At 63.6% G+C, this 25,511-nt stretch carries 24 protein-coding genes; 13 read left to right on the top strand and 11 right to left on the bottom strand.

Annotation, left to right across the window (positions count from 1 at the left end; genetic code table 11):
* Positions 1–9 precede the first annotated feature (9 nt).
* The 8 genes from AC6CIG_RS02740 (at position 10) to AC6CIG_RS02705 (ending at position 7,617) form a co-directional block, all read left to right on the top strand.
* A complete protein-coding gene (locus tag AC6CIG_RS02740) occupies positions 10–474 on the top strand; it encodes an SRPBCC family protein (protein WP_498322225.1) in 465 nt (154 codons plus the stop codon).
* Positions 471–920: a GFA family protein gene (locus AC6CIG_RS02735; protein WP_498322224.1), complete on the top strand. Its 450-nt coding sequence runs from the start codon at positions 471–473 to the stop codon at positions 918–920. Before AC6CIG_RS02740 ends, AC6CIG_RS02735 begins: the two co-directional genes overlap by 4 nt.
* Positions 921–1,130: 210 nt before the next feature.
* Positions 1,131–2,423: an urea ABC transporter substrate-binding protein gene (gene urtA, locus AC6CIG_RS02730; RefSeq protein WP_018096114.1), complete on the top strand. Its 1,293-nt coding sequence runs from the start codon at positions 1,131–1,133 to the stop codon at positions 2,421–2,423.
* Positions 2,424–2,565: 142 nt separating this feature from the next.
* Positions 2,566–4,179, top strand: coding sequence for an urea ABC transporter permease subunit UrtB (urtB, locus tag AC6CIG_RS02725; protein ID WP_498322223.1), 1,614 nt, complete (start codon positions 2,566–2,568; stop codon positions 4,177–4,179).
* The gene (gene urtC / locus AC6CIG_RS02720; protein WP_498322221.1) at positions 4,176–5,351 is read left to right on the top strand and encodes an urea ABC transporter permease subunit UrtC; all 1,176 of its coding nucleotides are present in this window, start codon (positions 4,176–4,178) and stop codon (positions 5,349–5,351) included. Before urtB ends, urtC begins: the two co-directional genes overlap by 4 nt.
* Before the next feature lie 5 nt (positions 5,352–5,356).
* Positions 5,357–6,109 carry an urea ABC transporter ATP-binding protein UrtD gene (urtD, locus tag AC6CIG_RS02715; RefSeq protein ID WP_102761757.1) on the top strand — a complete coding sequence of 251 codons (753 nt, stop codon included), beginning with the start codon at positions 5,357–5,359 and terminating at the stop codon, positions 6,107–6,109.
* An 18-nt stretch (positions 6,110–6,127) separates the two neighbouring features.
* Positions 6,128–6,823: an urea ABC transporter ATP-binding subunit UrtE gene (gene urtE / locus AC6CIG_RS02710; protein ID WP_100671186.1), complete on the top strand. Its 696-nt coding sequence runs from the start codon at positions 6,128–6,130 to the stop codon at positions 6,821–6,823.
* A gap of 365 nt (positions 6,824–7,188) precedes the next feature.
* A complete protein-coding gene (locus tag AC6CIG_RS02705) occupies positions 7,189–7,617 on the top strand; it encodes a BRA0787 family protein (protein ID WP_018096119.1) in 429 nt (142 codons plus the stop codon).
* A gap of 138 nt (positions 7,618–7,755) precedes the next feature.
* Here the strand turns inward: AC6CIG_RS02705 and repB are convergent, their stop codons facing one another.
* From repB to AC6CIG_RS02690, 3 genes are all read right to left on the bottom strand, one after another.
* The gene (repB, locus tag AC6CIG_RS02700; protein WP_127708155.1) at positions 7,756–8,817 is read right to left on the bottom strand and encodes a plasmid partitioning protein RepB; all 1,062 of its coding nucleotides are present in this window, start codon (positions 8,815–8,817) and stop codon (positions 7,756–7,758) included.
* A gap of 3 nt (positions 8,818–8,820) precedes the next feature.
* A complete protein-coding gene (repA, locus tag AC6CIG_RS02695) occupies positions 8,821–10,080 on the bottom strand; it encodes a plasmid partitioning protein RepA (RefSeq protein ID WP_018096121.1) in 1,260 nt (419 codons plus the stop codon).
* 146 nt (positions 10,081–10,226) lie between these two features.
* Positions 10,227–10,646, bottom strand: a complete 420-nt coding sequence (locus AC6CIG_RS02690; protein ID WP_498322219.1) for a DoxX family protein — start codon at positions 10,644–10,646, stop codon at positions 10,227–10,229.
* Positions 10,647–10,974: 328 nt separating this feature from the next.
* Here AC6CIG_RS02690 and AC6CIG_RS02685 point away from each other — a divergent pair, with 328 nt between their 5' ends.
* Complete coding sequence (locus tag AC6CIG_RS02685) at positions 10,975–13,827, top strand: DNA translocase FtsK (RefSeq protein WP_498322217.1); 2,853 nt, start codon at positions 10,975–10,977, stop codon at positions 13,825–13,827.
* Between the two features lie 51 nt (positions 13,828–13,878).
* Here the strand turns inward: AC6CIG_RS02685 and AC6CIG_RS02680 are convergent, their stop codons facing one another.
* The 3 genes from AC6CIG_RS02680 to AC6CIG_RS02670 all read right to left on the bottom strand — a co-directional run bounded on the left by AC6CIG_RS02680 (position 13,879) and on the right by AC6CIG_RS02670 (position 15,492).
* The gene (locus tag AC6CIG_RS02680) at positions 13,879–14,196 is read right to left on the bottom strand and encodes a cupredoxin domain-containing protein (protein ID WP_100671194.1); all 318 of its coding nucleotides are present in this window, start codon (positions 14,194–14,196) and stop codon (positions 13,879–13,881) included.
* Positions 14,197–14,203: 7 nt separating this feature from the next.
* Positions 14,204–14,731: a DUF4142 domain-containing protein gene (locus tag AC6CIG_RS02675; protein WP_498322215.1), complete on the bottom strand. Its 528-nt coding sequence runs from the start codon at positions 14,729–14,731 to the stop codon at positions 14,204–14,206.
* Positions 14,732–14,808: 77 nt separating this feature from the next.
* The gene (locus AC6CIG_RS02670; RefSeq protein WP_498322214.1) at positions 14,809–15,492 is read right to left on the bottom strand and encodes an RNA polymerase sigma factor; all 684 of its coding nucleotides are present in this window, start codon (positions 15,490–15,492) and stop codon (positions 14,809–14,811) included.
* A gap of 418 nt (positions 15,493–15,910) precedes the next feature.
* Here AC6CIG_RS02670 and AC6CIG_RS02665 point away from each other — a divergent pair, with 418 nt between their 5' ends.
* Positions 15,911–16,195, top strand: a complete 285-nt coding sequence (locus AC6CIG_RS02665; RefSeq protein WP_348627601.1) for an acylphosphatase — start codon at positions 15,911–15,913, stop codon at positions 16,193–16,195.
* Here AC6CIG_RS02665 and pcaF read toward each other — a convergent pair whose 3' ends face one another.
* From pcaF to AC6CIG_RS02650, 3 genes are read right to left on the bottom strand one after another with little or no spacing between them, the layout of a single operon-like run.
* Positions 16,196–17,398 carry a 3-oxoadipyl-CoA thiolase gene (gene pcaF / locus AC6CIG_RS02660; RefSeq protein ID WP_498322212.1) on the bottom strand — a complete coding sequence of 401 codons (1,203 nt, stop codon included), beginning with the start codon at positions 17,396–17,398 and terminating at the stop codon, positions 16,196–16,198.
* The gene (locus AC6CIG_RS02655) at positions 17,398–18,183 is read right to left on the bottom strand and encodes a CoA-transferase subunit beta (RefSeq protein ID WP_018096129.1); all 786 of its coding nucleotides are present in this window, start codon (positions 18,181–18,183) and stop codon (positions 17,398–17,400) included. The genes pcaF and AC6CIG_RS02655 overlap by 1 nt, the downstream gene beginning before the upstream one ends.
* Before the next feature lie 14 nt (positions 18,184–18,197).
* Entirely contained in the window at positions 18,198–19,058 is an 861-nt protein-coding gene (locus AC6CIG_RS02650; protein ID WP_100671204.1) for a CoA transferase subunit A, read from the bottom strand.
* 130 nt (positions 19,059–19,188) lie between these two features.
* Between AC6CIG_RS02650 and AC6CIG_RS02645 the strand changes: the two genes are divergently transcribed.
* Positions 19,189–19,944 (top strand): IclR family transcriptional regulator, encoded by a 756-nt coding sequence (locus AC6CIG_RS02645; protein WP_102761758.1) that lies wholly within the window; start codon positions 19,189–19,191, stop codon positions 19,942–19,944.
* A 503-nt stretch (positions 19,945–20,447) separates the two neighbouring features.
* Here the strand turns inward: AC6CIG_RS02645 and ggt are convergent.
* Entirely contained in the window at positions 20,448–22,193 is a 1,746-nt protein-coding gene (ggt, locus tag AC6CIG_RS02640) for a gamma-glutamyltransferase (protein WP_498322210.1), read from the bottom strand.
* A gap of 207 nt (positions 22,194–22,400) precedes the next feature.
* On the bottom strand, positions 22,401–23,063 hold the full coding sequence (locus tag AC6CIG_RS02635; RefSeq protein WP_498322208.1) for a sulfite oxidase-like oxidoreductase: 663 nt from the start codon (positions 23,061–23,063) through the stop codon (positions 22,401–22,403).
* A gap of 171 nt (positions 23,064–23,234) precedes the next feature.
* Here AC6CIG_RS02635 and pobA point away from each other — a divergent pair, with 171 nt between their 5' ends.
* A complete protein-coding gene (pobA, locus tag AC6CIG_RS02630; protein WP_498322206.1) occupies positions 23,235–24,407 on the top strand; it encodes a 4-hydroxybenzoate 3-monooxygenase in 1,173 nt (390 codons plus the stop codon).
* Positions 24,408–24,497: 90 nt separating this feature from the next.
* Entirely contained in the window at positions 24,498–25,418 is a 921-nt protein-coding gene (locus tag AC6CIG_RS02625; RefSeq protein WP_018096136.1) for a LysR family transcriptional regulator, read from the top strand.
* The last annotated feature ends 93 nt before the right edge of the window (positions 25,419–25,511 follow it).

The raw sequence follows: 25,511 nt of genomic DNA, 5'->3' as shown, positions 1-25,511 counted from the left end.
GAGAAGATCATGAATGCCCCGTCTCCGAAGGAAGAGATCGCGCTCACCATCACGCGCGTCTTCGACGCGCCCGCCAACCTCGTCTTCAAGGTCTGGACCACACCCGAACACCTGGTGCGCTGGTGGGGTCCGAAGGACTTCACGGTGCCCGCGATCACTGCGGATTTCCGTGAAGGCGGCGCCTGGCGCGGCTGTATCCGCTCGCCTGAGGGCCAGGACTACTGGGCGCACGGCATCTATCTCGAGATCGTGGAGCCGAGCCGTATCGTCCTCAGCTTCGCCTGGGAAGAGGAGGGCGCCATCGACACGCTGATCACGGTAACCCTTGAGGACGTGGCGGGCGGCACGCGTCTCACCTTCCGCCAGGCGCCGTTCACGAGCGCCGAGAGCCGCGATTCTCATGCGGAAGGATGGGGCGAGTGCATGGACCGGCTGGTTTCCTATGTCGCTGCCCGGAAGGAGGAAATGCAATGAAGAAGACCTATCACGGGAGCTGCCACTGCGGCGCGGTGCGCTTTTCCGCAAATCTCGACCTCGCTCCGGAGGGAAAACGCTCCCCAGCGCCGCGGCCCGGCGTGTGGTGGACGACAACCTTCCGCTGCAACTGTTCCTCCTGCCTCAAGACGCGATTCTGGAAGGTGTTCGTCACGCCCGAGGATTTCTCCTTGCTTTCAGGCGAAGAGGCCTTGGCGGAGTACCGCTTCGGCGAGCGCATGATCCGCCACGTGTTCTGCCGGCACTGCGGCGTCCACCCCTTAGGCAGCGCCGACTTCGAGATCATGGGCGGGCCGTTCCATGCGGTGATTATCGCCTGTCTCGACGACGCGACCGACGAGGAGCTGGCGAATGCCCCGATCGTCTATGAGGACGGGCGCCATGATGCATGGGACCGGCCACCCGCGGTGACGGCCTATTTGTGAGGAGCGTGCCGCTCCTTCGCGTCTGCCGCGGTAGCGACCTGGATCCGCGGCAGAAACCCCGGGCAGTAAGCCCGAACTTCCTTCTTCCCCCCGCCACCTACGTAGAATGACGTATGTGCAGTGCAGCGCGGCTGCCCGATGATCCCCGAGCAACGGCCATGGAGAACGGCCACTTGCCTTGCGGCGATCAGAACAAGGGGGTTCAATCAGATGACTATCAGGGCACGCGTCACCGGCGCATTTCTCGCTGCCGTCCTTTCGACGACGGCGTTCAACGGCGCCTTTGCGGCCGACGACACGATCAAGGTCGGCATCCTGCATTCGCTTTCCGGCACCATGGCGATCTCCGAAACGACGCTCAAGGACGCCATGCTGATGCTGATCGAGGAGCAGAACAAGAAGGGCGGCCTGCTCGGCAAGAAGCTGGAAGCGGTCGTCGTCGACCCGGCCTCGGACTGGCCGCTCTTTGCCGAAAAGGCGCGCGAGCTCGTCTCCGTCGACAAGGTGTCCGCCGTCTTCGGCTGCTGGACGTCGGTGTCGCGCAAATCCGTGCTGCCGGTCTTCGAAGAGCTGAATTCCATCCTCTTCTATCCGGTCCAGTACGAGGGCGAGGAAAGCCAGCGCAACGTCTTCTATACGGGCGCCGCTCCCAATCAGCAGGCTATTCCCGCCGTCGACTATCTGATGGAGAACGAGGAAGTCGAGCGCTGGGTGCTCGCCGGCACCGATTACGTCTATCCGCGCACGACCAACAAGATCCTCGAGGCCTACCTGATCTCCAAGGGCGTCGCGCCTGAGGACATCATGATCAACTACACGCCTTTCGGCCATTCCGACTGGCAGACCATCGTTTCCGACATCAAGAAGTTCGGCTCGGCCGGCAAGAAGACCGCGGTCGTGTCGACAATCAACGGCGACGCCAACGTGCCGTTCTACAAGGAGCTTGCCAACCAGGGCATCAAGGCCGAGGACATCCCGGTCGTCGCCTTCTCTGTCGGCGAGGAGGAACTTGCCGGCCTGGATACCGGGCCGCTCGTCGGACACCTCGCTGCCTGGAACTATTTCCAGTCGGTCGACAACCCGGCCAATGCCGAGTTCATCGAGACCTGGCAGGCCTACACCAAGAACGACAAGCGGGTCACCAACGACCCGATGGAAGCCCATTATATCGGCTTCAACATGTGGCTGAAGGCAGTCGAGAAGGCCGGCACCACGGATACCGATGCCGTGCTCGACGCCATGATCGGGGTCTCGGTACCGAACCTTTCGGGCGGCTATTCGACGATGATGCCGAACCACCACATCACCAAGCCCGTGCTGATCGGCGAGATCCAGTCCGACGGCCAGTTCGAAACTGTCTGGGAAACGCCCGGCCTCGTCGTCGGCGACGAATGGTCGGACTACCTGCCGGACTCGAAGGACCTGATCTCCGATTGGCGCGCGCCCATGTCCTGCGGCAACTTCAATGTGGCCACCGGCAAGTGCGGCGGCAAGGGTTCCTGATTTCATGACGAAAGACTTGCTAAGGGAACGGCACGGGTCGGATCGCTCCCTCAAACGCCTCTTTTCATGACGAACCGCTAGCTCGAAATCCCCTCCGTCCGAATGCGTTTTTTCGGACGGAGGACTGCAAGGCGAGAGACGAATGTACCGCATCATCCAAACCGTGCTGGCTGCCCTGTTCCTCTTCGTTGCGATGGCTCCGGGGCTTCGCGCGGAAGAGGGACTGCGCGATCTGGTGAACGCGCTCGGCGAGGCGAAGCTGCCCGAGATGGACCAGCATATCGCGGCACTGGCAAGAACCGGAAAGCCCGAAGCCGTCGCCATCCTCGAGGCGCTCGGTGAAGGCGGGCTCTATGCCCGCAAGGCGGACGGCCAGGTCTTCCTGACGAAGGAGAGCGGTTCGAACCTGACCCTCACGGATCCGATCTCCGGCGACAGCGCCGGCGAAGCGCCGAAGGCGGCACTTTCGAAGATCAGGGTGAACAACAGCGTGCGGCGCGCCGTGCGCACCGCCCTCGGCAGCCTGACGCTCCTTAGTCCCGATCGAAATCAGCGCCTCAGGGCTGCGCAGTCGGTGCTGCAATCGGCCGATCCCGACGCGCTTGGCACCATCGAGAATGCGCTCGCTGCCGAGAAGGACGGAGCCGTTCGTGCGGTCCTCGAACAGGCGCGCGCCACGATGCTCCTCTTCTCCGACCGGCCGGTCGAGGAGAAGAAGGAGGCGGTGAGGCTGCTGGAGGAAAGCGGCGGCCGCGAGGCGCTGCCGATCCTTTCTGCCGCGCTCGGCTCCGCCGACGAAGGCCTCAAGCCGGACATCGAGGCGGCGCTTGCCAGCATCGAACAGGCGCAAGCCTTCTGGAATGCGGGCCAGAACATATGGTACGGCCTGTCGCTGGGCTCGGTGCTGCTGCTTGCGGCGATCGGCCTCGCCATCACCTTCGGAGTCATGGGCATCATCAACATGGCGCATGGCGAGATGGTGATGCTCGGCGCCTATACGACATTCCTCGTTCAAGATGTCGTGCGCACCTCCTTTCCTCATCTTTTCGATTGGTCCCTGGCGATCGCGCTGCCGCTTGCCTTTCTTGTCACAGGCGCCGTGGGCCTCGCACTGGAACGCGGCGTCATCCGCTTCCTCTACGGTCGCCCGCTCGAAACGCTGCTTGCCACCTGGGGCATATCGCTCATCCTGCAGCAGACGGTGCGGACGATCTTCGGCCCCACCAACCGCGAAGTCGGCAATCCGTCCTGGATGTCCGGCGCCTTCGAGATCGGCGGACTGGCGATCACCTGGAACCGCCTCTGGATCATCGTCTTTGCGCTTGCCGTGTTTGCAGCACTTCTCTTTCTTCTCAAGAAGACGCCGATGGGCCTGCAGATGCGCGCCGTAACGCAAAACCGGCGCATGGCCTCCTCCATGGGCATCCGCACGCCCTGGGTCGATGCGCTGACCTTCGCGCTCGGCTCCGGCATTGCAGGCATTGCCGGTGTGGCGCTGTCGCAGATCGACAACGTCTCGCCGAACCTCGGGCAGGGTTACATCATCGACAGCTTCATGGTCGTGGTCTTCGGCGGCGTCGGCAATCTCTGGGGAACGCTGGTCGGCGCCTTCTCGCTCGGCATCCTCAACAAGTTCCTCGAGCCCTATGCCGGCGCCGTGCTCGGTAAGATCCTCGTGCTCGTGCTGATCATCCTCTTCATCCAGAAGCGGCCGCGGGGGCTCTTCGCACTCAAGGGCCGGGCGGTGGAAGCATGATCACCTCGTTTCTCGTCAAATCGCTGGATCGGACCATCGTCGCGGCCGTCGCGATCCTGCTGGCACTGGCCGTCACCGTTCCCGCGCTCAACCTCCTGACCGCCCCGGACCACCCGCTGCATGTGCCGACCTATCTGGTTTCACTCTTCGGCAAGTACCTGACCTATGCGCTCCTGGCTCTGGCGCTCGATCTCGTCTGGGGTTTCTGCGGCATTCTCTCGCTCGGGCACGCTGCCTTCTTCGCGCTCGGGGGCTATGCCATGGGCATGTATCTGATGCGCCAGATCGGCTCACGCGGCTCCTACGGCAATCCGCTGCTGCCGGACTTCATGGTCTTTCTCAACTGGAAGGAGCTGCCCTGGTTCTGGCACGGCTTCGACATGTTCTGGTTCGCAGCGCTGATGGTGGTGCTGGTGCCGGGCCTCCTTGCCTTCGTCTTCGGCTGGTTCGCCTTCCGATCGCGCGTCAACGGGGTCTATCTCTCGATCATAACCCAGGCGATGACCTATGCGCTGCTGCTCGCCTTCTTCCGCAACGACATGGGTTTCGGCGGCAACAACGGGCTCACGGATTTCAAGGACATCCTGGGTTTCAACATCCAGGCAGACGGAACGCGTGCGGCGCTTTTCGCCGCCTCCGCGCTGGCGCTCGCCGTTTCGCTCGTCGTTACCTCTGGCATCGTCCGCTCGAAATTCGGAAAGGTGCTGGTGGCGCTGCGCGACGCGGAAAGCCGCACCCGCTTCCTCGGCTATCGCGTCGAGCACATGAAGCTCTTCGCCTTCACGATCTCGGCCATGATGGCAGGCGTCGCCGGTGCGCTCTACGTACCGCAGGTCGGCATCATCAATCCGGGCGAGTTCGCTCCCGCCAATTCGATCGAGGTGGTCATATGGACGGCGGTCGGCGGGCGCGGCACGCTGATCGGACCGATCGTCGGCGCGATCCTCGTCAACGGCGGAAAAAGCATCTTCACCGCCGCCTTCCCCGAATTCTGGCTCTTTGCGCTCGGCGGCCTCTTCGTCCTCGTCACGCTTTTCCTGCCGAAGGGCGTGGTCGGCACGGGGCAGAACTATCTGGCAAGCCGGCGCGCGTCCCACGCGACGGCCCGGAAGGAAAGCGAGAGCGAAAAATCGGCGACCCTTGCGGACGCCGAAACGATGGCCGCGGAGTGATCGCCATGACCGGAAAGAAGCCCAGGAACCTGCTCTATCTCGACGGCGTCTCCGTCTCCTTCGACGGCTTCAAGGCGCTGAACTCGCTCTCCTTCGTCGTGGAGCCGGGGGAATTGCGCGCCATCATCGGCCCCAATGGCGCCGGCAAGACGACGATGATGGACATCATCACCGGCAAGACGCGGCCGGATGAGGGCGAGGTCTTCTTCAAGGGCGACATCGACCTCACCAAGAGGGACGAAGCGGCAATCGCCGAGCTCGGCATCGGCCGCAAGTTCCAGAAGCCCACCGTCTTCGAGAACCATACCGTCTGGGACAATCTGGAGCTGGCGCTGAACCGCAGCCGCGGCGTCTTCGCGACGCTGTTCTATCGGCTGACGAGAGAGGACGAGAGCCGCATCGAGGAGATCCTTTCGACTGTGCGGCTTACGGCGCGCCGGGACGAACTCGCCGCCAATCTCTCGCATGGTCAGAAGCAATGGCTGGAGATCGGCATGCTGCTCGCCCAGGAACCGGAACTCCTGCTCGTGGACGAGCCGGTGGCCGGGATGACCGATGCGGAGACGGCGGAGACCGCGATCCTCCTCAAGGAAATCGCCAGGACGCGCTCGGTGATCGTCGTCGAGCACGACATGGGCTTCATCCGCGATCTCGGCGTCAAGGTCACCTGCCTTGCGGAAGGCTCGGTGCTGGCGGAAGGCTCGATCGATTTCGTCAGCAACGATCCGAAGGTGATCGAAAACTATCTCGGCCGATGAGCGGAAGGAATTGAACCGATGCTGAACGTCGAAAACGTCAGCCTGCATTACGGCGCCGCCCAGGCGCTTCGCGACGTCTCGTTCAAGGCGGAGATGGGCAAGATCACCTGCGTGCTCGGCCGCAACGGCGTCGGCAAGTCGAGCCTGCTCAGGGCCGTCACCGGCCAGCATGCGGTGACGAGCGGCACGATCTCTTTCAACGGCACGCCACTCGACGGCATGGCGCCCTTCCGACGCGCCAAGCAGGGCGTCGGCTACGTGCCGCAGGGCCGCGAGATATTTCCCCTGCTGACGGTGAAGGAGAATCTCGAAACCGGCTTCGCTCCGCTGAGGCGGGCTCAACGCTCGATCCCCGACGACATCTTCAGCCTGTTTCCGGTACTTCAGACGATGCTCGGCCGGCGGGGCGGCGACCTTTCGGGCGGCCAGCAGCAGCAGCTTGCGATCGCCCGCGCGCTCGTGACACGCCCGAAAATCCTGGTGCTGGACGAGCCAACCGAGGGTATCCAGCCGTCGATCATCAAGGACATCGGCCGCGCAATCAAATATTTGCGGGATTCGACCGGCATGGCGATCCTGCTCGTGGAGCAATATCTCGATTTCTGTCGTGAGCTTGCCGACCACGTCTATATCATGGACCGCGGGGCTTTCGTGCATGAGGGGCCGCCGGAGACGCTCGACACGCCGCAAGCGCGCCGGCATCTAACCGTTTGAAGCCGGATGGCGAGCCTGCGCGCGGTTTTCCACAGACGCGAAAATAGTTATTAAAGTCAACATTTTGCGCCGGGCGTCTGATCTCAGGTGCGCCTGCGGGCGACAGAAAAATCCACTTCTTTTGTGGATTGCGTTTGCCCGCTCAAGCGCTTTGACCCATACTGCACATGCATGTTCGATGATTGCTCCTGCGTGGTTCTTCGACCGGAACCGGTTGAGGGTTAGCCAATGCAGCAGTTCAAAGTGTCACGGCGCGTTCCATGTCTCCGGACGAAGCATGGTGCCGTGGCGAGTTTCGCAATCACATCCCGCTGACAGAATTGGCCATTTCGCGTTTCCGGCCTATCCAATCGGAGGAGACCCTAATGACGAATTTCCTGCCCGCCCTTCACGAAGGGCACGCCCCCATTACGCTCCAGACGCTCTTCAAGGACGCCCTCGAAGCCTATGACGATTGGGAGGAGGGCATGCCCGAACCCATCGTTTCCTTCGAGGACAAGGTGCTTCCGGTCAGTGCCGTTTTCGAATGGATGAGACCCTGCACGGACCTCATGCCGGCCAATATGATCGGTATAGTCACCGATCGGCTGACGAAGCCCTGGAGCGGCGCCGGACCGCTGGACGCAATGACCTTCTCGACCGCCGCCCGGGTCATGTCCATTCTGGTGCGGCGGCGCTTGAGACGCTTCGGGCGCGGCTCCATCGAGGCCTTTGCCGACCGCTTCAGCCATCCGATGCATTCCGTTCCGTCGCCATCGCCGGTTTCGGCGGGATCTCGATCGGCACGCTTATAAAGCCACCGCTCACGACCGTGGCGATGCCCGAGCTGGTCATCGTTGCGGTCGAGCTGCGTCGCTCTAGGGCCTGTCGATATCCGGATACCCGCCGCGGCTTGTCGATCGCCTCGTCCCCATGCGCGCCATCATGGCGGGCTAAGTCTTCTGGTTCTCGACGAAGGAGGCATGCCACTTGGCGAGCATCGCCACGGCTTCCTGGACGACGGCCGGATGGGTGCCCGGGAGGAACTCGATCCTCGGCGCTTTCCCGTCGCGCTTCAGCCGAGCGAAGACCCGCCCTGCCGCGTCCTTCAGTTCCTCCGGCTTTTCCGGTTCAGGCTTGTCGCTTTGCGACAGACGATTGAAGACAAGCTGAAAGCGCTGGTCTGAATCGACGGCGCGGAAGCGTGGCGAAGCGATCTCGTCCTGGGCTCTGGCGCGCGCCTCTTGCCTTTCAAGCAGCGTCCCGATCGCCATCCAGCGCTCGCGCCCGGCCTTTGGCGCCGGGCCGATCGCGCGGGCGACTTCGTGCGGCACGCCGTCGGCCACCTGCAGGAGGCGCGAAAGCTCGCTTTTCTGCACCGCAAGCGCATCGCCGATCACCTTGCGGTCGAAGCCGCGCGCTACGAGCGCAGCGGCGAAAAGCGCCCGTTCGATGAAGGAAAGGTTGCGCCGTTCGGCATTTTCCTTGCCTTGGGCAAGCACGAGCTCGTCATCGGTCAGCGTCCGGACGATCGCCTTGACCTGGAGCTCGAGCCGGCGCACCGCCTTCAGGCGCCGGTGGCCGTAGGCGGTCTGGTAATGGCCCCGCTTTTCCGGGTGCGGCCGCACGAGGATCGGCGATTGCTGGCCATTCTCGCGAATGCTCTCGACGAGCGCGAGGAAATCCGCATCGTCCACCTCGCCATCGGTCAGCCGATCCTCGACGAAGGAGCTTTCGACCAGAGCCGGATCGAGCGAAATGACGCGTTCTCCCTGGGTCAACGCCTCCCTGAGCACCCGTGCTTCCTCGGCCTCGCGGGTGATGCTGCCGAGAGAAAGCCCCATGGCCTTCACTGCGCCGGAAGCCGCACGGGGCGCATCGAGCGCTGCGGCGGGCCTGGCGTTGACAGGTGTCAACTCGGCCGGCGCCGCTTCGGCGGGGGCTTGCTGATCGCCGGCAGGCGCGCTTCCCGAAAACAGCGCCCGCAATTCGTTTTTCCGGTTGTTGCCAGCCATGACTCAGCGCCCCCATGCCGTGTGAATGAGAGCCTCGATCTCGCCGTTGACCGCGTTCAGCGATTCGATCGCGCGGTCATAGGTCGCGCGGGTGAAATTCTCCCGGCCCACCTCGTAGAGCGTCTGCTTGGTGAGACCTGCATCCGAGATCGCGGTCGATTTTACCATGGCGGAGGTCAGCACCCGGTCGCCGAAGAGCGAGCGCATGAAGCCGACGATCTGGGCCTGCGGCCCGTCATTCGGCTCGAAGCGGGTGACGAGATAGCGCAGGAAATCGAAATTGAGCTCGCCGCCGGCCTCGCGCACGACGCTGAGCAGGTCCGAAGTCATGTAGAGGAACTGGTTCATAGATGCGACGTCGAGCATCTGCGGATGCACGGTGACGATGACCGATGTCGAAGCGCAGAGCGCCGAGAGCGTCAGGTAGCCGAGCTGCGGCGGGCAGTCGATGACGACGACGTCGTAGTCGTCGGCGACGCTTGCCAGCGCCGCCTGCACCCGTGCGAAGAAGAGCGGCCCCGCATCGGCACCGCTTTGCCGCGCACTGAGCGCCTGCGGCGTCGTGTGTTCGAACTCCTGCAGTTCGAGGTTGCCCGGCACCAGGTCGAGCCCGTCGAAATAGGTCTTGCGGATGATGTCCTTCAGTGGCCGCGCCTCGGCGTCGTAACGGATTGCGCCGTAGAGCGTGTCGTTGCCGGTCAGGTCCAGTTCCGGCTGGTAGCCGAACAGCGCCGAAAGCGACGCCTGTGGGTCGAGGTCGACCGCGAGCACCCGGTGCCCGGTCAGAGCGAGATATTGCGCGAGATGGACCGATGAGGTCGTCTTGCCGGAGCCGCCCTTGAAGTTGGTGACCGAGATCACTTGCAGATGCTCGCTTCTCGCGGCATCGCGCCATTTGAGATAACCGCGCGCCTTGGCGTCATTGCCTTTGGCAATCGCCTGTTCGGCCAGATGTCGACGCAACGCGTTGATATCGCAGAGCGAATAGGAGCGTCGTCCGCCGGCGCCGGTGTCGGGCTGCGGTCCCTCGCCAGCCAGCGACAGCTGGCGCAAGTATCCGTCGGAAACCCCGATGAGCTTGGCGGCCTCGCCGGAGGTGAAGCTCCGGAGCGTCTTCCTCGCTGTCGGCGCAAAGAGCCGGTCTCGCATCGCCTTCAGCTGTTCGGAAAGCGCCCGCGCGTCGGCGGCGATCGCCTCGTCTGCCGGTTTGCGCAATGCCCCGCCGCTCGCGCCTGCCGTCGCCGCTGCCGTCATCATATCCATGGTCAAAACTCCTCGTGCCCGCATGGCGCCTCGCCGCCGTGCAGATGCGCCTGCCGCATTCTCTGACAGAGCAATCGCTTAGCTACGCCGAAATGCGAAATATGCGGTCTATTCCGTTAGAGGAATGATTCATCCTCTGATTCGCGTCAACCCATTTCTCGGTTGGCGCGACCGACCCGGCCGTCCAGGCTGAAGGCACCCGCGCCGAAGGCGGCGATCTGAAGGAAGCCGCCGGTGATCGCCAGGTTCTTCATGAAGTGGATCATCTGGTTCTGGTCGGCGAAGTCGGTGTGAAAGCCGATCGCCGAGGCCAGGGTGAAGGCTGCAAGGATCAGCGCCATCCACCGGGCCCGATAGCCGAGGACGAGGAGGATGCCTGCGCCGATCTCCACGACAAGAGCAATCGCATAGGCGACCGGAGGCAGGGGCAGCCCCGCCGAGGCGATGTAGCCGATCGTGCCGGATGGATCGCCCAGTTTCCCGAAGCCGGAAAGAATAAACATGGCGGCGAGAAGCAGGCGGCCGATGAGGGCCAAGGAGCCTTGAAGTGCGGGATTGTCGCTCATGTGACGTGCCTTTCTTCACTATGGCCTGATCGCGGACGCATACCCGCTCCGGGCCTTCGGAACGGCGGCAGGCGTTCGCTGCTCCATGATTGTAAATGCAGAGCCCGCGGATCGGAAATTTTCCACAGCTGAAACAGAAATTGAACGGAACGGAATTGCATTGTCGAAGCGCGGGAAAGCCTTGCACCGCGAGCACGGAACAGCACTCGGGAGGGTTTTCAAGGCGGCCCGGCGCCCTTCCGGCGAGGCTCCCGGAAGGAAGTTGTTAACCTTCATTTCCTATTCCGTAGGGCAGCCCCTTCGATGATGAATTTCGAGTTTACAGGCCATGCGCATTCCCCGGACAAATTTCTCGCCTGCAGCTTTGTATGACGCAAATCACGCGGTTGATTTCGAGGACCCGCATCCGGTTGCGCAAGGTTCCGCGGACGCTTCGGCGCCTGAGGCGGCCGCTCACGACCATCTGTTCGAAGCACCGGAAGCGCCGCGGCGCGCGCCTGGCCATCGGGACCAGGAGACAGGCTATGCGGGACGCGCCGCGCGCCTCTACGGTCATGGCTCCGCCTATGCTCCGGCCGAGGTTACCGTCTCTACGCGCGATCCGCTTCCGACGCTTGCCGAGATCACCGGCCTATCCGGCGAGCCGAGCTGGGAGAGCCATTTCTTCCTGTCGCCGAACGTGCGCTTCACGCGCACGCCCGAGCGCGAACTCATGAAGCGTCACCCGCCGGCGCCCGAAGAAACCCGGGCTGAGGCCGACGAAGCTGCGGCGGAAGCGTCCGATGCCGAAACGGTGATGGCCGTGGTACCGGCCGACTCCGCTCCGTCGGCGGTCGAAACGGAACTGCCGTCCTACAGTCCGTCCGAGCTCCTGCGGGTGCTGACGCAGCAGCTGCCCTCCTGGAGCGCTGCACGCTCGCCGGCGCCGGAAGCGAGCACCACCGAACCGGCAACCACCGAAAGCGCGGCCGTGACGGAGGAAGAGCCCGCCACTCCTGAAACACCATCGGCCCTGCCGGTAGCGGACGAGGTGCCTGTGGTTCCGCATGCACTGCCCGTTGCGAACCTTGCGCCCCGGAGTGCCGGAATGCAGGAGGATGTGCCCCGGCAGGCAGAAGCGCATCTGGCCTATCTGTCCGATTTTGCGTTTTTCGAGTTCATGCCGCTCGAAGCGGCGGCTGTTCCGCCGACTGCCGCGGAACCTGTGAAGGAAGCCGCGCACCTTCGCGCGCCGGTCGCAGCCGCGCCGAAGGTCTCGCCACCAAAGATCGCCGCCGCAACGCCTGTCGAGATCCGGCCGCAGCCGCCCACGGCGATAAGCTCGCTGTTCCGTGTGGTGGAATGCCGGCGGCCCGAGCCCGCCGCTGCCGAACCGGCTCCGGCAGCGCCGCAGGCTCTTGCCGCTGACCCGGCCGTCGTCGAGACAGCCGCCCCGGTTATAGCCGAAGCCCCCGCTCCGGCACCGGCCGACCCCGTCGCGCCCGCCATCGTGCCCGCCATCGTGCCCGCAAGCGAACCGGCTCCCGAAGCGCCGGTGACCAGGGCGGCGATCACCATGCCGGCCGTGATACAGCGTTCTTCGCCGTCTCTGCCGCCGATCGGCGCCATCGAGCCGCTGCAGGGCGGCGACGCCTACGAGTTTCCTTCGAAGGAACTTCTGCAGGAGCCGCCGCAAGGCCAGGGTTTCTTCATGACGCAGGAGCAGCTCGAGCAGAATGCCGGACTGCTCGAAAGCGTGCTCGAGGATTTCGGCGTCAAGGGCGAGATCATCCATGTCCGCCCCGGCCCTGTCGTCACCCTTTACGAATTCGAGCCCGCGCCGGGCGTCAAGTCCTCGCGCGTCATCGGTTTGGCCGACGATATCGCCCGCTCGATGTCGGCGCTCTCTGCCCGCGTCGCGGTGGTGCCCGGCCGCAACGTCATCGGCATCGAGCTGCCGAATGCCACGCGCGAAACCGTCTATTTCCGCGAGCTGATCGAATCCGGCGATTTCCAGAAGACCGGCTGCAAGCTGGCGCTCTGCCTCGGCAAGACGATCGGCGGCGAACCGGTGATCGCCGAACTCGCAAAGATGCCGCATCTGCTCGTCGCCGGCACCACCGGCTCGGGCAAGTCGGTAGCGATCAACACCATGATCCTGTCGCTGCTCTACCGGTTGAAGCCGGAAGAATGCCGGCTCATCATGGTCGATCCGAAGATGCTCGAACTCTCCGTCTATGACGGCATTCCGCATCTGCTGACGCCCGTCGTCACGGATCCGAAGAAGGCGGTGATGGCGCTGAAGTGGGCGGTGCGCGAGATGGAGGACCGCTATCGCAAGATGTCGCGGCTCGGTGTGCGCAACATCGACGGCTACAACCAGCGCGCGGCGGCCGCGCGGGAAAAAGGCGAGCCGATCCTCGCGACGGTGCAGACCGGTTTCGAGAAGGGCACCGGCGAGCCGCTCTTCGAGCAGCAGGAAATGGACCTTTCGCCGATGCCCTATATCGTCGTCATCGTCGACGAGATGGCCGACCTGATGATGGTCGCCGGCAAGGAGATCGAAGGGGCGATCCAGCGGCTTGCGCAGATGGCGCGTGCTGCCGGCATCCACCTGATCATGGCGACCCAGCGTCCCTCCGTCGACGTCATCACCGGCACGATCAAGGCGAACTTCCCCACCCGCATCTCCTTCCAGGTGACCTCCAAGATCGACAGCCGCACCATCCTCGGCGAGCAGGGGGCCGAACAGCTCCTCGGCCAGGGCGACATGCTGCACATGGCCGGCGGCGGCCGCATTGCCCGCGTCCACGGTCCGTTCGTTTCCGATCAGGAAGTCGAGCATGTGGTCGCGCATCTGAAGACGCAGGGGCGTCCGGAATATCTCGAGACGGTGACGGCGGACGAAGAGGAGGAAGAGGTCGAGGAGGATCAGGGCGCCGTATTCGACAAGAGCGCGATCGCCGCCGAAGACGGCAACGAGCTCTACGATCAGGCGGTGAAAGTGGTGCTGCGGGACAAGAAGTGCTCGACCTCCTATATCCAGCGCCGCCTCGGCATCGGCTATAACCGCGCCGCCTCGCTGGTCGAACGGATGGAGAAGGACGGTCTCGTCGGCCCGGCGAACCATGTCGGCAAGCGCGAGATCATCTACGGCAACCGCGACAATGCGCCGAAACCGGAAAGCGACGATCTGGACTGAGTTGTCGGTTGCTTCTGCTCCCTCCGGCCGCGGGCGGGAGGGAGCTGCGGGTCACGGCCGCACGGTGATGTGGCCCTTCATGTTGGGATGGTAGCGGCAGATGTAATCGAAGCTGCCCGCCTCCTGAAGCACCAGCCGGCCGGATTTCTTCGCCGGCAGAAGCACGTCCGCGCCGCCTTTGACGGTCGCCGTGTGGACGAGCGCATCCTTGTTGATCCACTCGACCTCGTCGCCCACCTTCGCCTCGATCTCTACGGGCAGGTAGACGAGGCGATCGATCGTCACACGGATGGTTTCGGCCTGAGAAGGAGTGGCCACGACGGCCGCTCCCATCGAAAATAAGACAGTTGCCGCTCGCGTCATGAACATTGCGGTCTCACTTCAATTCGGCCGCGACGTGTTCGGCATGCTGCTGATGTCCCTGGAACAGCTTAAGCCCGGTCTCGAGCAGCGATTTGAGTTCTGCATTCTGAGCCGACGGTATCAGCAGCGTTTCCAGCGCGCCGTTGACCTGCTTGTGGTAGGCGACCTCATGCGCGATATAGGCCTTGTCGAATTCCTCGCCCTTGAGCTTCGCAAGCTCCTGCCGCTTCGCCTCGGCCGCTTGCGAGAGGGTCTTGCTCGTCTCGTTGTCCTCAGGCGTGACGTTGAGCTTCTTGACGAGATCGAGGGCTTGCTTGTTAACCGACTCGTGGTCGCGCAGCATGCTCTGGGCGAATTCGACGACGGTCTCGTTCTTCGACGTCGCGATCGCCTGTTTGGCGGCTTCGATATCGAGCACGCCGGCAGTGTAGGCGATATGGGCGATCTGCGGGTCGGTCGGCTTGTCGTTGCCGAGTGCCCCGCCGGTGCCGAAAAGGAGGGCGATCACGGCCGTTGCGGTCGTCAGTCTGATGATGGTCATGGGATGTTCCTTTCCTCGAAGATCAAAGCGTGTTTGAAAGCCACGCTTTGGATGCTTCGCGGCTCGAAGCGTTCCCGCTATTTTCCGTCTGTTTCCGGCGACCGAGGCGAAATGCGGGCAAGAACGGACTCGGTCAGACGCTCGCAGCGCTTTCCCGCGAAAGGAAAGGCATCCAGCAGAACCGGGCCGATCTGCCGCTCCAACTGCTCTTTCAGGATGCGGCGCGCCCGGTGCAGCCTTGTGCGTGCCGTTTCAGGCTTGAGACCAAGCAGGGCGGCCGCCTCGTCGTTGTCGAGCCCTTCGATGACGCGCAGTACGAATACGGTGCGGTAGGTGTCCGGGAGATCGTCCGTCAGCCTTTCGACGAGGTCGAGGATTTGTCGCTGTGCCATCGTCTTTTCCGGATCGCCGATGCCTGAGTTGAGGGGAAAGGCGATGATCTCCGCCTCTTGCGACTGCCGCATATCTTTGGCAAGTTTCATCAGCCGCCGTTTTTTCCGCAGGCGGCCGAGCGCCTCGTTGATGACGATCCGGGCGAGCCAGGTCGTGATCGCCGCATCGCCGCGAAAACCCTCGAAGCGCGTGAAGGCACGGACATAGGCCTCCTGCAGCACGTCTTCCGCATCGCTGTCGTTGCGCAGGATGCTCCGGGCGATCCGGTAGAGCTTGCGGTTATGCGCCTGCATGATCGCGCGGAAACGGGAGAGGTCCTGCGCAGGTGGCGGCGCATTCAGGCAAAGCTCGGTTTCAGCGATAGGCATGGTCGGGCTCCTTCTCGGATATTGGATGCCCCATCTCCGGAAATGTTCCCAGCTATGTGCCGGCCATGTTTCGGATCTTACCGCGGTCTAGTCTTGCAGGGATAACGGAATTCGGGATCGCGCTGGCTCGACGCCTCGGCTGAAAGAGAAAGCCCGGCGCGGGAGGAGGTGCGCCGGGCTTTCGATCCTGACCGGCAACTGGGAGGAGGAGGGTTGCCGATACCGCGATGGAACTGGGAGGAGGAGTGTTCCATCGACAGTTACATAATAATGCTGCAGTGCAGCATCTTCAAGACCGAAAGTGAAATTTTTTCCGTCTGATAAAAGAAAGGCCGAGGTGCCGCACCGGAGGCGTAAGGAAGACGCTTGCCTTAGCCGCCATATGCGCCAGATTCGAAGCGGAAAGGAGGCCAACGCCATGACGAAGGACCGCAGGGCCGCTTTGGTCAGAATTACCGGACGGGTACAGGGCGTGTGCTTTCGCGACTGGACACGCGAGGAGGCCGAAAGGCTCGGCCTTGATGGCTGGGTTCGCAACGAGAGCGACGGCTCGGTGACCGCCCTCATCGCCGGGCCGGACGGCGCCGTGAGCAGAATGCTGGATCATTTCTGGAAAGGGCCGCCCGGCGCTTCCGTCGCCGACGTCGCAAGCGAGGAGACTTCTTCCGTCGAAGCGCCGGCGGGATTTCGCATTACACGATAACTACACCCGCTCCAGCGCCACCGCGATGCCCTGGCCGACGCCGATGCACATGGTGGCAAGCGCGGTGCGGCCACTCGTTTCGGCGAGCTCCAGCGCTGCCGTTCCGGTGATGCGCGCACCCGACATGCCGAGCGGATGGCCGAGTGCGATGGCGCCGCCGTTGCGGTTGACGCGGGGATCGTCGTCGGCGATTCCCAGCGCGCGCAGGACCGCAAGTGCCTGGCTGGCAAAAGCCTCGTTGAGTTCGATGACGTCGAACCGATCCTGCGTCACGCCGAGCCGTGTCATGAGCCTCTGCGAGGCGGGCACCGGTCCCATGCCCATGATGCGCGGCGGCACGCCGGCCGAAGCGCCGCCGAGGATGCGGGCCATGGGCCGCAGCCCATATTTTCTGGCAGCATCCTCCGAGGCGATGATGAGTGCCGCAGCGCCGTCATTGACGCCCGAAGCATTGCCGGCAGTGACGGTGCCGCCCTCCCGGAAGGGAGCCTTGAGCCTGGCGAGCGCTTCGATGGTCGTGGCGCGCGGATGCTCGTCGCGGTCGACGACGACGGGTTCGCCTTTCCTTTGGGGGATGGTGACGGCGACGATCTCGCTCGCAAGGCGGCCGTTCGTCTGGGCGGCCGCGGCCTTTGCCTGGCTGCGCAGGGCGAAAGCGTCCTGGTCCTCGCGCGAGACCTTATAGTCTTCGGCGACGTTCTCGCCGGTCTCCGGCATCGAGTCGACCCCATATTGTGCCTTCATCAGCGGATTGACGAAGCGCCAGCCGATCGTCGTGTCGTGAATTTCGGCATTGCGCGAAAAGGCGCTCTCGGCCTTCGGCAGCACGAAAGGCGCCCGCGACATGGATTCGACCCCGCCGGCGATCATCAGTTCGGCCTCGCCGCATTTGATCGCCCGCGCGGCCGCAATCACCGCATCCATGCCGGATCCGCAGAGCCGGTTGATCGTCGTGCCGGGAAGGGCGACGGTCAGCCCCGCAAGTAGCAGCGACATGCGCGCGACGTTGCGGTTGTCCTCGCCCGCCTGGTTGGCGCAGCCGAAGATCACGTCATCGACCGCTTCCCAGTCGACCGACCTGTTGCGGTCCATCAGCGCCTTCAGCGCAATGGCGCCGAGGTCGTCGGCGCGGACCGACGCGAGCGAGCCGCCGAAGCGGCCGATCGGAGTGCGGATATAGTCGCAGATATAGGCCTCGCGCATCAGGTGGCCTCCCTTCCCGCGGCCTCGTGGGCTTTTTTGGTGCGGGCGTTGATGTCGCGCAGAACGACAAGCTCGGTCTCGGTCGGTGCCGGTGTTTCGATGACGTTCTCCGCGAACTTGATCGGCCAGCCGCAATTTCCGGCGATCTGATCCCGGGTGACGCCGGGGTGCATGGAAACGACGGTCAATTCCTTCGTCTCCGGATCCGGTTCCAGAATGCAGAGATCGGTGACGACGCGGGTCGGGCCGCTGGTCGTCAATCCAAGCCGCTCCCGATGATTGCCGCCTTCGCCGTGTCCCATGGAGGTTACGAAGGGCAGCCTCTCCACGAAGCTGCGCTTCGTCAGCGCCATGGTGATGAAGATGCGGCCGCAATTGGAGGCGATTTCCGGCGCGCCGCCGCCTCCCGGCAGGCGCACCTTGGGATGGTCATAGGGGCCGACGACGGTCGTGTTGAGATTGGCGAAACGATCGATCTGCGCGCCGCCGAGAAAGCCCGTGGTTATCCGGCCGCCCTGGAGCCAGTAGCGGAACATTTCCGGCACCGAGACGGTGAAAAGCGCGGTATCGCAGAGCTCTCCGTCGCCGATCGAGAGCGGCAGTACGTCGGGCCTGGTGCCGACGGTGCCGCTCTCATAGATTAGCGTGATATCCGGCGCATGCGTCAGCCGCGCCACATTGCAGGCGGCTGACGGCGCGCCGATGCCGACGAAGCAGACGTCGTCGTTTGAAAGCGCGCGCGCCGCGGCGACCGTCATCATCTCTATGGGGGTGAAATCAGTCATTCTTCGCTTTCCCCTCAAGCAACCTTGGCCGCGGTCTTCGCGGCGTGGCGGGCGAAGTCCTCGGGTTTGGCGGCAAGGACGTTCTCCCTGATCCATGCGTTGAAGGTCTCCCGTTCGCGCGCAATCTCGTCCCAACGGATGTAGAAGGCGTTGGAGCGGGGATAGTAACCATGCGCATAGGACGGGAAGGCGCCCCCCGGCACATGCGCGACGGCGGTCACCGCCCACTCCGGCAGCACCACCGAATTGGGGGAGGGCGGGTCGAGTTCGTCGACGATCTCCTCGACCGTTACGATCGAGCGCCTGGCGGCGAGCACCGCTTCCTTCTGCACGCCGACGATCCCCTCGATCAGGACGTTGCCCTTGCGGTCGGCGCGTTGGGCATGGATGATCGTGACGTCCGGGCGGATTGCAGGCACCGCGGCGAGCACCTCGCCGGTGAAGGGGCAGGTCACGCTTCTGATATTGAGGTTCACCTTGGGCAGGTCGGCGCCGATATAGCCGCGGAAGGACGCAAAAGGCAGGTTCGCGGCACCCGCCTCATAAGCATTGGCCATGGCCGCATGCGAATGTTCCTCGATCTCGATCGGCCGCGGCCATTGGTTCTCGACCGCATCCCGGAAGCGGTGCAGCGAACCGACGCCCGGATTGCCGCCCCAGGAAAACTTCATGCCCCGCGCCGCACCGACGCCGATCAACTGGTCGTAGAGGATGTCGGGCGTCATGCGCACGAGGAACAGGTCCTTCCGGCCCTGGCGAATCACCTCGTGTCCCGCGGCATAGGGGATCAGGTGCGTGAAGCCTTCCATCGCCACCGTATCGCCATCCCTGACATTCTCCGCCACCGCCTCGGCGAGAGAGACTATCCGCGCCATCGTTTTCCTCCAGTGATGTTCGACCCGAATAAGCGCCTGTTCCTCCCAGGCGTCAATTTCTTTTGTGCGAAATTTGACATTTGTTCGTATGTCGCACAAAATCGCAGGCCAGAAACCGGCGGGAGACACGATGCGGGAAACGGATTTCGTCAGCGGCTTTGCGCGCGGTCTGAGGGTGATCGAAGCCTTCGGCGAGGCGCAGCCGCGGCTTTCGATCGCCGACGCCGCGAAGATCACCGGGCTCGACCGGGCGACCGTCAGGCGATCCCTGCTGACGCTGTCGCAGCTTGGTTATGCCAATTACGACGGCAAGTTCTTCACGCTCACACCGAAGATCCTGAGGCTCGGCCATGCCTATCTTTCGGCGACGCCGCTGCCGGCCATTGTCCAGCCTTACCTGGACCAGCTCGCGGAAAAAGCCGGGCAGAGCGCTTCCGCCTCGGTGCTCGACGGGACCGAGATCGTCTATGTGGCACGCGCGTCGCAGCGCCGGGTGATGTCGATCAACCTGACGCCCGGCTCGCGTCTTCCCGCCTATTGCGCCTCGATGGGGCGGGTGTTGCTGGCCGCACTACCCGAGACCGAGGCACGCGAAATACTCGGACGTTCCGACTTGAAGGCGAACACACCGCTGACGAGAACCGACCCGGAAGAGCTGGTGGCGGAATTGCGGCGGGTTCGCGACGAGGGCTATGCGATTATCGACCAGGAACTGGAGCTCGGCCTCTGCTCGATCGCGGTACCGGTCGCCAATGATCGCGGGCAGGTGCTCGCGGCCGTGAACATCGGTGCATCCGCCGCCCATGTGCCGGCCCGCGAGATGGCCGAGCGCTTTCTGCCTCTGCTCAGGGAAACACAAGCCGCATTGCGGCTTGTGTTGCGCTAAGGCCTGTTGAGATCGGATACCCGCGGCGGGTTGTTTGATTTCCTCATTCCTGTGACGAGCACAGGGGCGAGGGTGGAGAGGGTGCGGTTCCTCAGCGCGCTTCATAAACCGTGAAGATAGCGAGGCGGCGCGGGTCCCGCCCGTATACAGCGTCCCGCTTCGCTTCGATGCGAGAATGTAGACACTTTCATTGCGTGACGTATCCCCGGTCCCTCATTCCTGTGCTTGTCACAGGAATCCAGCCAGCCCAAGTCCTTGGGCTGGAAAGGCTCTTCCGCGCCGCAGACGCGGCGCTGCTGGATCTCTGTGACAAGCACAGAGATGAGGATGAGGAGAGATTGCAGCCCTCCGAAAAGTTTCCTGCAGCGCCGCGCGTCTTATGAGACGAGCAAAGGTCACTGTAGCCCTTTGAGCTGCTGCATGTTTTGTCCATTGACCGGCTACGAGCGGGATGGGGGCGGAAAACCGCACGCATTTTCCTCATCCCGCTTTAGCCGTCGCCCTCAATATCCTCGCGCCGCACCTGCGCCGATGCGGCTGTCGACGGCGCCGTTGTAGCGGGCGCCGCCGCCCGCCTCGATCTCGGCAACGTTCTCGCCGCCGACGAGGATGCCCGCTGCCTGACCCCAGATCATCCAGTTCTCGTCGACCTGAACGTCATGGCCCATGGCGGAAAGCAGTTTGCGCGTATCGGGCGAGAGAGCATAGGGCTCCATGAAGACCTTGTCCGGAAGCCACTGGTGGTGGACGCGCGGCGCGTCGACGGCCTCCTGGATGTTCATGCCGTGGTCGATCACGTTGATGATCGCTTCCAGCGTGATGGTGATGATGCGGGCGCCGCCGGGGCTGCCGATCACCATGAAGGGCTTGCCGTCTTTCGAGATGATCGTAGGGCTCATCGACGAAAGCGGCGTCTTGCCGGCTTCGATCGCATTCGCCTCGCCTTGCACGAGGCCATAGAGATTGGGGGTGCCCGGCTTGGCGGTGAAATCGTCCATCTCGTTGTTGAGGAGGATACCCGTGCCGGGCGCGACGACGCCCGCGCCGAAGGAGCCGTTCAGCGTGTAGGTCACCGCAACCGCATTCCCCTCGTCGTCGATGATGGAATAATGGGTCGTCTCCTTGCTTTCGGTAAAGCCCGCCGGCATCAGCTCCTGGGAAACGCCGGCCTTGAAGGGGTCGATCTTGGCGCGGATTTCTTTCGCGTAGCTCTTGTCGACGAGCTTTGCGACCGGGTTTTCGACAAAGGCCGGATCGCCGAGCGCGGTGTTGCGATCGACATAGGCATGGCGCATCGCCTCGATCATCGCATGCACGGTCTCGGCCGAGCCGTAACCGAGATAGGAGAGCGGGTAGCCCTCGAGGATGTTGAGAATCTCGCAGATGATCAATCCGCCTGACGATGGCGGCGGCGAGGAGACGATGTCATAGCCGCGGTAGTTGCACTTGACCGGCTCGAGCTCGCGAACCTGATAGCGCTCGAAATCCTCCTTGGCGAGAATGCCGCCCTTATCCGTGCTCGCCTTGACGATCGCGTCGGCGATCGCGCCCTTATAGAAGGCGTCCGTGCCTTTTTCGGCGATGCTCGAAAGCGAAGCGGCAAGATCGGTCTGGACCAGCCGGTCACCGGCTGCAAAAGGCTTGCCGTCGGGCTTCAGGAAGATGGCGGCGGCCGCCGGATCCCTGGCGAGCCGCTCGGTCTCGCCGTCGAAAGACTCGATGTCACCCTGTTCGAGCACGAAGCCCTCGCGCGCGAGCTTGATCGCCGGATCGATCAGCTCCTTCAGCGGCCTTGTGCCGTAACGGCTGCGGGCGAACTCGAACCCCATGACCGGTCCGGGCACGCCGACTGCGAGATAGCCTTCGGTGCTCAATCCCTCGACGAGATCGCCCTTGTCGTCGAGATACATGGTCTTGGTGGCGGCGAGAGGCGCGCGCTCGCGAAAATCGAGGAATGTCGTCTTGCCGTCCTTGAAGCGGATGGTCATGAAGCCGCCGCCGCCGATGTTGCCGGCCGTCGGGTAGACGACGGCGAGGGCATAGCCGACCGCAACCGCCGCATCGATCGCATTGCCGCCCTTCTTCAGGACCTCGACGCCGATGTCGGATGCAAGATGCTGGGCGGTCACGACCATGCCGTGCTCGGCCTTGACCGGCTCTGGCGAGGCCGCCGGGGCCGGCCGCGGTGAGAACGTACTCAGTGCGACGATCAGGGTAATGGACAGGGATTTCAGGCAGGGACTGCGCATGCTTTCCTCCCGGACAGGAATGTTGGCTTCAAGGTCGGCGCGGGGATGCGTTACCGCCCCCTCAACCGGGGACTGTAGCATCAAAAATCACGAGTTGCAGTCGAAGACGAGAGCGTCAGAGCATTTCCGTTTTTCTCCGAATCGCGGACACTCTCTAATGCTTTTCCGCAATCCCGGACGGAAAACCACACTCATCCCGCGCTGGCGTCAATCGCCGGAATAGCGCTCCTCGAGCCAGGGATCGCCCCGCATGTGGTAGCCGTTCCGCTCCCAGAAACCTGCCGAATCGGCTGCGCGGAAATCGATGCGCTGCAGCCATTTGGCGCTTTTCCAGAAATAGAGATGCGGGACCACCAGGCGCACCGGCCCGCCATGGGCCCGCGTAATCGGCGCGCCCTCCCAGGCGGTCGCGAGGATCGCATCCTCGGCGGCAAAGTCGGCGAGCGGCAGGTTGGTGGTGTAACCGTCAAAGCTCGTCAGCATGACAAAGGCGGCCTCCGGGTTCGGCATGACGCGATCAAGAAGATCGCGCGTGGATACGCCACGCCAATTGTTGTCATAGCGCGACCAGGTCGTCACGCAATGGATGTCGGAGAGGCTGTCGCTCTGAGGCAACGCCTGGAAGGCGTTCCAGTCGAGCGAGAGCGGGTTCTCGACGAGGCCGGTGACGTCGAGCCGCCACGTCTCGTGGGTCAGGTGCGGCTGCTGCCCGAGATCGAGAACCGGCCAGTCCCTGACCAGATGCTGACCGGGCGGCAGGCGATCCGTCTCCGGACGGGCAATGCGGCCGGTGAGAAACTTGCCGTCGGCCGCCCAGCGGCGCTTCGTGGAAGTCAACTTGGTTTCCGGCGCCTGTGTTTCGTCGGCCACGACTGCTCTCCCCTCATGTTTCCTTCGATCGTATCGCGATTGACGGAAAAAAGCATGCAGCAGATCAAAGCGCTACAGCCGAGCCGCCGGCGATGTACGATAGCGGAAAGAATTCGCGTGCCGATACCGGCGAGCCAGCTGCAATTTCCCGGCGGAAGTGGGAGGACAATCATGCGCACTCAGGTCGTCATTATCGGCTCCGGGCCTTCGGGGCTCCTGCTCGGGCAATTGCTGACGGGAGCGGGGATTGCCAATGTGATCCTCGATCGCGCGACCAAGGATCACATTCTCGGCCGTGTGCGCGCCGGCGTTCTGGAGGAAGGCACGGTGCGGCTGATGGAGGAGGCGGGCTGCGGCGCCCGCATGCATGCCGAGGGCCTCCCGCATGACGGCTTCTCGCTCGCCTTCGACGGGCGCGACCATCGCATCGACCTCTTCGGCCTGACCGGCGGAAGGAGGGTGATGATCTACGGGCAGACGGAACTCACCCGCGACCTGATGGACCATCGGGAACGGGTCGGGGCGCTCTCGATTTACGAAGCGGCGAACGTGATGCCGCGGGATTTCGACGGGCGGACACCGCATGTCGCCTACGAGAAGGACGGGATTGCGCAGCGCATCGACTGCGACTTCATTGCCGGCTGCGACGGCTTTCACGGGGTCAGCCGACGTTGCCTGCCGGAAAGGGCCATCCGCAATTTCGAGAAAATCTATCCCTTCGGCTGGCTTGGCATCCTTGCCGACGTGCCGCCGGTCGACCACGAACTGGTCTATGCCAACCACCCGCGCGGCTTCGCGCTCTGTTCGATGCGCTCGCACACGCGCAGCCGCTATTACATCCAGTGCCCGCTCGAGGAGAAGCTCGAGGACTGGGACGATCAGCGCTTCTGGGACGAATTGCGCCGCCGCCTGCCCGCCCATCACGCCGAGCGCGTGGTGACGGGGCCCTCCTTCGAGAAGTCCATCGCGCCGCTCCGCTCCTTCGTCGCCGAGCCGATGCGGTTCAACCGGCTGTTTTTGGCGGGTGACGCCGCCCATATCGTTCCGCCGACCGGCGCCAAGGGCCTGAACCTTGCGGCGAGCGACGTGCACTATCTGTTCGAGGGATTGCTCGAATACTATCGGGACCGCTCGAATGCCGGCATCGACGCCTATTCGGCCCGCGCACTCGCCCGCGTCTGGAAGGCGGTGCGCTTCTCCTGGTGGATGACGACGATGCTGCACCGCTTTCCGGAGACCAGCGACTTCGACCAGCGAATCCAGGAGGCGGAACTCGATTATCTCACCCACTCGCGCGCGGCGGCGACCGCGCTCGCGGAGAACTATGTGGGGCTGCCGTTTTGAGGCCGCACGCAAACTCCCTGGACGCTACTTGCGCGCGGATACCGGCTCTGCTCGACTGCCGCCGGTGAGGCAGCCGCCAGGGAGGGTGCGATGGGGCTTACGCTACGCCAGATCGAAGTGATCCGGGCGGTGATGATCGCCGGCACGATCGCCGGCGCGGCGCGTCTGATGAATGTCGCCCAGCCGGGGGTCAGCCGGACGATGAAGCATATCGAAAGCGCGCTGGGGATAAAGCTCTTCGTCAAGAAGGCCGGGCGTTACGTGCCGACCGACGAAGCGCGCGACATCTTCGCGCAGCTCCAGGAGGTCCATCGCAAGGTCGACGACCTGCAATTTTCCATCCGTCAGCTGGAGCGAGGACGAGGTGTGGAACTCGCGCTCGGCTCGGTGCCGAGCATTGCGAATGCGATGATGCCGCAGGCCATCGCCGGGCTTATGCGGCTCTACCCGGACATCCGCATCAACTTCGATATTCTGAGGATAGAGGAGGCGATCGATTACCTGTTGCTCGGCAAGGGAGAGCTGGTCGCGATGAGCTATCATCTCACCCATCCCTCGATCACGTTCGAGCCCCTGTCCAAAGGGCACCTCGTCTGCATCGCCGCCAGGGAGCATCCGATTGCCGGCCGGACCGAAATTTCCGCCCGCGAGATCGCCGAGCATCCGCTCATCGGTATCGACCCGCGCGATCCCTACGGGGCGATCATGGCGGGCATATTCGAGAGGGAGAAGCTCGAATATCGCACCCCGATCAGGGCGCGTTTCGGCACGACGGTTTGTGCGCTGGTCAAGCGGAATCTCGGCATTGCGGTCATCGACGCCTTCACCGTGGGCGGTATCGCCGACCAGGAAATGGCCGTCATTCCGATCAGCGAGGATACGGAATTCCAGACCTATGTCGCCTATCGCGCCGACGCCGCGCTCTCCAGCTATGCCGAGCGGCTGGTCACGACGCTGCGCCGCGTCATGGATGAATCGACCCGCCGTTCGCGCGGCGGCCGAGATACATAACAACAGGGTATGGAAGACGAAAGAAACGGTATTTGCGGTATAGATAGGAAGTGACCATCATCCTTCGACGCTTCGCCTTTTTCCAAGCATGCC

The sequence above is a fragment of the Sinorhizobium sp. GQ132 genome (assembly GCF_059758575.1).
The sequence above is the reverse complement of the archived record's forward strand: the minus strand, read 5'-3'. Positions and strand labels throughout refer to the sequence as shown.